The organism is Mesorhizobium sp. M7A.F.Ca.US.002.01.1.1 (assembly GCF_004022955.1).
GTDB lineage: Bacteria > Pseudomonadota > Alphaproteobacteria > Rhizobiales > Rhizobiaceae > Mesorhizobium > Mesorhizobium ciceri.
Window position 1 is genome coordinate 1 of the sequence record NZ_RZQE01000483.1, and the last position, 4,406, is coordinate 4,406.

Genomic DNA, 4,406 nt, shown 5'->3' on the forward strand with positions numbered 1-4,406 from the left:
GCGTCCTCGCAATCCGCACGGCTTCTAACGAACAAGATTGCGACGATCGGCAAGCTGATCGGTGATGCGCCGGCCAAGACAAAAAGGCGGATGTCACGTGACGCTGAGCCGACACCTCGACGCTTAATTGCAATCGGCGCCTCCGCGGGCGGGCCGGCCGCCGTTGCCGCAGTCCTGAGTGCGTTTCCCGTTGATTTTGACGGCGCGATCGTGCTCGTCCAGCATCTCGATGCTCAGTTCGTGCCGGGGCTTACTGATTGGCTGGGACAGCATACGCCTCTCCCGATCCGTCCGGCGCGGGAAAAGGATAGTCCTCAAGCGGGCACTGTTCTCGTAGCCAGTTCTGCGGATCATCTGGTTTTCAAGTCAGCTCAACAACTTGGCTATACGCCCAGCCCCAAGGACAATGTTTATCGGCCGTCCGTTGATGTGTTCTTCGGAAGTGCGGCGCAATGGTGGCCTGGCTCTGTGATTGGTGTCCTGCTCACAGGCATGGGCAGGGATGGTGCGCGCGGGCTAAGACAGCTCCGCGACAAAGGGCATCTCACGATCGCCCAGGATCGAGCAACCAGTGCAGTCTATGGCATGCCGAAGGCCGCCGCCGAAATCGGCGCGGCTGTTGATATTCTTCCTTTGAGTGCGATCGGCTCACGTATAATCGAAGCCTGCGAGCGCTCCACGTGAAAAGGCTCGTCCGATGACGCAAGAACCAGAGCTGGTCCCGCCACTCACAGACAACTATTCATCCATGGTTCTGCTCATCGATGATCAGATCATGGTTTGCGAGGCGGTCAGGCGCGCTCTAGCCAACGAACCCGATATTTCCCTACACTTCTGCACCGACCCGTTGAGAGCAATGACAGTCGCGGATGAGGTAAAGCCAACCGTTATCCTGCAGGATCTCGTCATGCCCGGCGTCGATGGGCTGCATCTGGTGCGAGAATACAGGAAGCATGCGTCGACACGCGCGGTCCCAGTCATTGTGCTGTCGAGCAAGGAAGATCCAGCCACCAAGGGCGAAGCCTTTGCTGCGGGAGCGAACGACTATCTCGTCAAACTGCCGGATCGTATCGAGCTGATTGCACGTATTCGATATCACACGCGGGCTTATCTGGATCACGTCCAGCGAGACGCGGCATACCGAGCGCTAAGGGAAAGCCAGCGACAGCTGATCAGTGCAAATCTCGAGCTTGAACGTCTGACGCGGATCGATGGCCTGACGGGCCTCGGCAACAGGCGCTATTTTGATGAATATCTGGCGGCCGAATGGAAGCGCGCTTTTCGCGCACAGTCCCCATTGTCGCTGTTGATGATCGATGCCGACAACTTCAAACGATACAACGATACCTATGGCCATATGGCCGGCGATGAGGTGCTCAAGCAAATCGCCCGCGTGATCCAGAGCGGTTCCGGCCGCTCCACCGACCTCGCTGCGAGGTACGGAGGCGAAGAGTTCGTGGTCGTGCTGGTCGACACTTTACTGGAACAATCCAGTGCGATCGCAGAGCGGCTCGTCCAGGGCGTGCGGGAGTTGAACATACCCCACGGCCCGGATCGTGTGACCATCAGCGTCGGCGTTGCAACAGCGGTGCCCACCGCGGACGAGACGCCAAATGATTTCGTCAATGCCGCCGATTTGGCCCTATTTCGTGCCAAATCGGAAGGACGAAATCGTGTCGCGCTTCATATGTCCCGCAGCTAGACAAGCTCAACGCACTTCTCAGGCTAAGATGGAACTTTCTGAGCGTACGTTGAACGCGCCTGGGCTCGCCCGGCCTTCAAGAAGCTCTATGCCGACCAGCTCGCTTACTTTGCGGCTGGAGCTCGAACCCATCGTTAATGACCGCTGGGCGTCCGGTTCTGGGTGGGAACGTGCCGGTTCGCCTGATCGCTCGAATTTCTGCTTTTGGGATTCCGCTGGGGCCAGCTCAACGGCTGACTTGAGGCGCCAAGCGGAATATCGGCATCGCGCCGCGATGGTTGAGAATCAATCGCGGCTCAATGCTCGCCGGAGAGCACCGAAGCGAATGCGATATTGCGCCGGCGTCACCCCGACCTTGCGGCGGAAAAGACGCCCGAAAAAACTCGCATCCTCGTAGCCGACTTCATTCGCCACCGCTTCGACAGGGAGATCGCCCCCCTCCAGCAGCTGCTTTGCCTTCTCGAGTCTGAGCGCATGGATGTAGTCGATAGCCTTCATGTCCGTAGCCCTCGCGAAGCGGCGCACGAAGGAGCGCTCGGACAGGCCTGACAACTTGGTCATGGCTGCGACGGGCGACGGCGTCCGGTAGTTGAGTTCCGCCCATCTCTGGCACCGGTTGATCACCGCGTCGCTGGTCTGGCGAAAGCGCATCAGCGCGGCGAAGGGCTGCTGGCCCATGTCGTGCCACTGCAGCATGTAGACCTTGGCGACCTCCATCGCCTCCTTGAGGCCGACAAAGCGCGCGATGAGATAGAGGGCGAGATCCTGCCAGCTCGAGCCGCCTCCCGCCATGACCACCCGTTGCGCCTCGCCGCTCAGCACAAGCGACTGGTCCGGCCTCACCTTCACGCCGGGGTAGTTGTTCGTGAGCGTCTCGACATAGCCCCAGTGAATTGTGGCCTCGCGATTGTCGAGCAGCCCGGCCTCGCCGAGCAGCACCGCGCCCGAACAAGCGCTGGCCAGCATGGCGCCGTCGTCATGCGCTCGCTTCAGCCATGCGGCTTCGGCGTCATACTGCCCGGCGACGCTTTCTCTCGGATTGACGAAGAAATCTGGAATACAGACGATGTCGGGTGGCGGGCAATCGGCAAGGCTGTGATCTGGGCGCACCCAGATGCCGTTTGCAGCGCGAAACGGGCTGCCGTCCCCAGCAACCACATAGGGCCGCATGCGCGGCGTGCCCGCCGCACCGCTGGTTATGAACAGGAAATCCCTGCCGGGCGAGGAAAACAGGTCGAACATGCCGTAGATCGTGGAGGCGGTAGCCTCCGGAGCGGCAAGGATCGCCACATTCAATGGTCTGGTCTGTTCAACCATGGCAGAAATGACCGCCTTCCAGCATTTTCGACTTTAGCGGCCGTGCCCGCGCCGCGCTAGCGTGCGTGAAACGAGGAGACCGCCCCATGGCCGCCACCGCTACCCTTGCACCATCGAGCATCGAAAGCTTCCGTTCCATCTTGCGCGGCGAGGTGCTGGAGCCGTCGAACCCTTGCTATGACGCGACACGGGTCGTCTGGAACGGCATGATCGACCGCCGTCCGGCCCTCATCGCGCGCTGCCGGAATGCTGCCGATGTCGTGGCGTCGGTGAATTTCGGGCGCGAGCATCGGTTGGCGATCGCGATCCGCTCGGGCGGTCACAATGTTGCTGGCTACGCCATCTGCGACGGCGGCCTAATGATCGACATGTCGCTGATGAATGGCGTGCGGGTCGCGCCCGACCTCGATTGCGCCTTCGTCGAGGGCGGCGCCACCTGGGCCGATGTCGATGCGGCCACCACCCCGCTTGATCGCGCCACGCCGGGCGGCCTCATCTCGGCGACGGGCGTTGCCGGCCTAACTCTTTCCGGCGGCATCGGCTGGCTGCGCGGCAGCCACGGCCTCAGCGTCGACAATCTGCTGGCGGCCGATCTGGTGACCGCCGATGGCCGCCTCATCCATGCCGACGCGACCCAGAACCCGGATCTCTTCTGGGCGCTGCGCGGCGGCGGCGGCAATTTCGGCGTGGTGACGAGCTTCGAGTTCAAGCTGCATCCGATCGAGCCGGAGCTGATGTTATGCGGTCCGGCCTATCCCGAAGAGCGCGCCAACGAGATCATTCCACTCTGGCGCGACTTCATGCAGACCGCACCCGATCGCCTGAGCGGCCTGGCGGAATTCTCGACGCTGCCCGACGATCCCTCGATCCCCGAGCATGCAAGGGGCCGGCGCGTCCTGGCGCTCGCGCATGTCTATGACGGACCGGCCGACGAGGGCGAGCGGGTCGTGGCGCCGTTGCGCAGTTTTGGGGAACCGCTCGTCGATTTCAGCGGCCGCATGCCATATCGCACCATCCAGTCGCTCTATGACGGGCTGTTCCCGAAAGGCCGCGACCGCTGCTACTGGAAATCCACCTACCTCTCGCGCCTGGACGACGAGGCCATCGGGGAGATCACGGTACGGATGGCGAAGCGGCCCTCCGAAATGACCTTCGCCTCGATCTGGAAGTTCGGCGGTTTCGTCCAGCGCGTTGCAGCCGATGAGACTGCCTTCGGCGACCGCTCCATGCCCTTCATGCTCAGCCTCGATGCCATTTGGCCAGGCGCTGACGAGGACGATGCGAACATCGGCTGGGTTCGCAGCTTCTGGCAGGACGTGCAGCGCTACTCGACCGGGCGCCTCTATCTGAACTTCCCCGGCCATGGCGAAGGAGCGGACCTCGTACG

Annotated in this window: 4 protein-coding genes; 3 read left to right on the forward strand and 1 reads right to left on the reverse strand. The window is 62.0% G+C overall.

Annotated features, from left to right (window positions below; genetic code table 11):
- On the forward strand, positions 1-684 hold a 684-nt coding region (locus EN932_RS30170; protein ID WP_128369295.1), incomplete at its 5' end, for a chemotaxis protein CheB.
- Positions 685-748: 64 nt separating this feature from the next.
- Entirely contained in the window at positions 749-1,702 is a 954-nt protein-coding gene (locus tag EN932_RS30175) for a PleD family two-component system response regulator (RefSeq protein WP_281039789.1), read from the forward strand.
- Between the two features lie 285 nt (positions 1,703-1,987).
- On the opposite strand, the gene EN932_RS30180 is transcribed toward EN932_RS30175, so the two are convergent.
- Positions 1,988-3,019 carry a helix-turn-helix domain-containing protein gene (locus EN932_RS30180; protein ID WP_128369296.1) on the reverse strand — a complete coding sequence of 344 codons (1,032 nt, stop codon included), beginning with the start codon at positions 3,017-3,019 and terminating at the stop codon, positions 1,988-1,990.
- 86 nt (positions 3,020-3,105) lie between these two features.
- Between EN932_RS30180 and EN932_RS30185 the strand changes: the two genes are divergently transcribed.
- The coding region (locus EN932_RS30185) for an FAD-binding oxidoreductase (RefSeq protein ID WP_164890689.1) at positions 3,106-4,406 on the forward strand (1,301 nt) is incomplete at its 3' end.

What these genes read in the sequence shown, in the direction of transcription:
- EN932_RS30175 (WP_281039789.1), top strand. Translation starts at nt 749, where the DNA reads ATGGTTCTGCTCATCGATGATCAGATCATGGTTTGCGAGGCGGTCAGG.
- EN932_RS30180 (WP_128369296.1), bottom strand. Translation starts at nt 3,019, where the DNA reads ATGGTTGAACAGACCAGACCATTGAATGTGGCGATCCTTGCCGCTCCG.